General features: G+C 70.5%; 2 protein-coding genes. Both read left to right on the forward strand.

Annotation, left to right across the window (positions count from 1 at the left end; translation table 11 throughout):
- Positions 1 to 140: 140 nt before the first annotated feature.
- Positions 141 to 1,211 (forward strand): Holliday junction branch migration DNA helicase RuvB, encoded by a 1,071-nt coding sequence (gene ruvB, locus ABZ281_RS47730; RefSeq protein WP_356664924.1) that lies wholly within the window; start codon positions 141 to 143, stop codon positions 1,209 to 1,211.
- A 185-nt stretch (positions 1,212 to 1,396) separates the two neighbouring features.
- On the forward strand, positions 1,397 to 1,916 hold a 520-nt coding region (yajC, locus tag ABZ281_RS47735; RefSeq protein WP_356664926.1), incomplete at its 3' end, for a preprotein translocase subunit YajC.

Genomic DNA, 1,916 nt, shown 5'->3' on the forward strand with positions numbered 1-1,916 from the left:
AAGTACGTCCAGTACGAGGGCTTCCGGCCGGCACGCCGAGAGCACGCACCAAACGCCGCTCCTCAACGGGCAAACGTTGCCTGCCGCGGCACTAGTCCGGGGCCGTCCGCACCTCCGTACCGAGATCCGAGGCACACTCCATGAACTGGGACGACACGACCGACGCCGACGCCGCCGAGCGGCTGGTGGACTCCGTCGCCGACCGTGAGGACCAGGCCGTCGAGGCCGCCCTGCGCCCCAAGGACCTGGACGAGTTCATCGGCCAGGAGAAGGTCCGCGAGCAGCTCGACCTCGTGCTGCGCGCCGCACGCGCGCGTGGGGCCACCGCCGACCACGTGCTGCTCTCCGGTGCCCCCGGACTCGGCAAGACCACCCTGTCGATGATCATCGCGGCCGAGATGGGCGCACCGATCCGCATCACATCGGGCCCCGCCATCCAGCACGCAGGTGACCTTGCCGCGATCCTCTCCTCCCTCCAGGAGGGCGAGGTCCTCTTCCTCGACGAGATCCACCGCATGTCCCGGCCCGCCGAGGAGATGCTGTACATGGCGATGGAGGACTTCCGCGTCGACGTCATCGTCGGCAAGGGCCCCGGCGCCACGGCCATCCCGCTGGAGCTGCCCCCCTTCACCCTGGTCGGCGCCACCACCCGGGCCGGTCTGCTGCCGCCCCCGCTGCGCGACCGCTTCGGCTTCACCGCGCACATGGAGTTCTACGAACCGGCCGAACTGGAGCGGGTCATCCACCGCTCGGCCAACCTCCTCGAAGTCGAGATCGAGCCGCAGGGCGCCGCCGAGATCGCCGGACGCTCCCGCGGCACGCCCCGTATCGCCAACCGTCTGCTGCGCCGCGTCCGCGACTACGCGCAGGTCAAGGCCGACGGCCTGATCACCAGGGACATCGCCGCCGCGGCCCTGGCCGTGTACGAGGTGGACGCGCGCGGCCTCGACCGTCTCGACCGGGGCGTGCTGGAAGCCCTGCTCAAGCTGTTCGGCGGCGGTCCGGTCGGTCTCTCCACGCTCGCTGTCGCGGTGGGGGAGGAGCGTGAGACCGTGGAGGAGGTCGCCGAGCCCTTCCTTGTCAGGGAGGGCCTGCTGGCCCGGACCCCCCGCGGCCGGGTCGCCACGCCCGCCGCATGGGCGCACCTCGGCCTCACCCCGCCACGCTCCCAGAGTGCCGGAAACGGACAAGGGGACTTGTTCGGGGCGTGACGGCGCCGTCACGCCTCCGGGGCGGCGAGGTCAGTGGCCGCAGGGGGAACCCCGGTGCCATGCTGGGCGTTGTTCCATGCGCGCGGACTCGCTTAGACTCCGCCGATGCCGCCTTTGTCGGCGGCGTACATACCCCCAACCAGTTGGCCGCTCACAGCGCGGTCGTGTGAAGGAAGTACCGACCCGTGAGTCTCCTGACCCTCCTCCCGTTCATCGTGCTCATCGGGGCCATGTTCCTGATGACCCGGTCGGCCAAGAAGAAGCAGCAGCAGGCCGCCGACATGCGGAACCAGATGCAGCCCGGCAGCGGTATCCGCACCATCGGGGGCATGTACGCCACGGTCAAGGAAGTGAACGAGGACACCGTCCTCGTCGACGCCGGTCCCGGCGTCGATCTCCTCTTCGCCAAGAACGCCATCGGCGCCGTCCTCACCGACGACGAGTACAACCGCATCGTTCACGGCATCGAGCACGACCTGAAGTCCGACGCCGACATCGTCCCGGACGACGCCTCCTCCCTCACCGCGACCGACGACTCCGCCGCCGACGCCCCCGCTGACGACAAGGCCGTCGACCTCGGCAAGAAGGACGCGGCCGACGAGCCGGCCGACGAGGCCGCCGAGGCGAAGACGGACGCAGAGCCGAAGAAGACCGACGGCGACTCCGAGGCGAAGTTGTCGTGTCCCGGGGTGCGCGGGCCCGGCC

It is taken from the genome of Streptomyces sp. NPDC006265 (assembly GCF_040613555.1).
Lineage (GTDB): Bacteria > Actinomycetota > Actinomycetes > Streptomycetales > Streptomycetaceae > Streptomyces.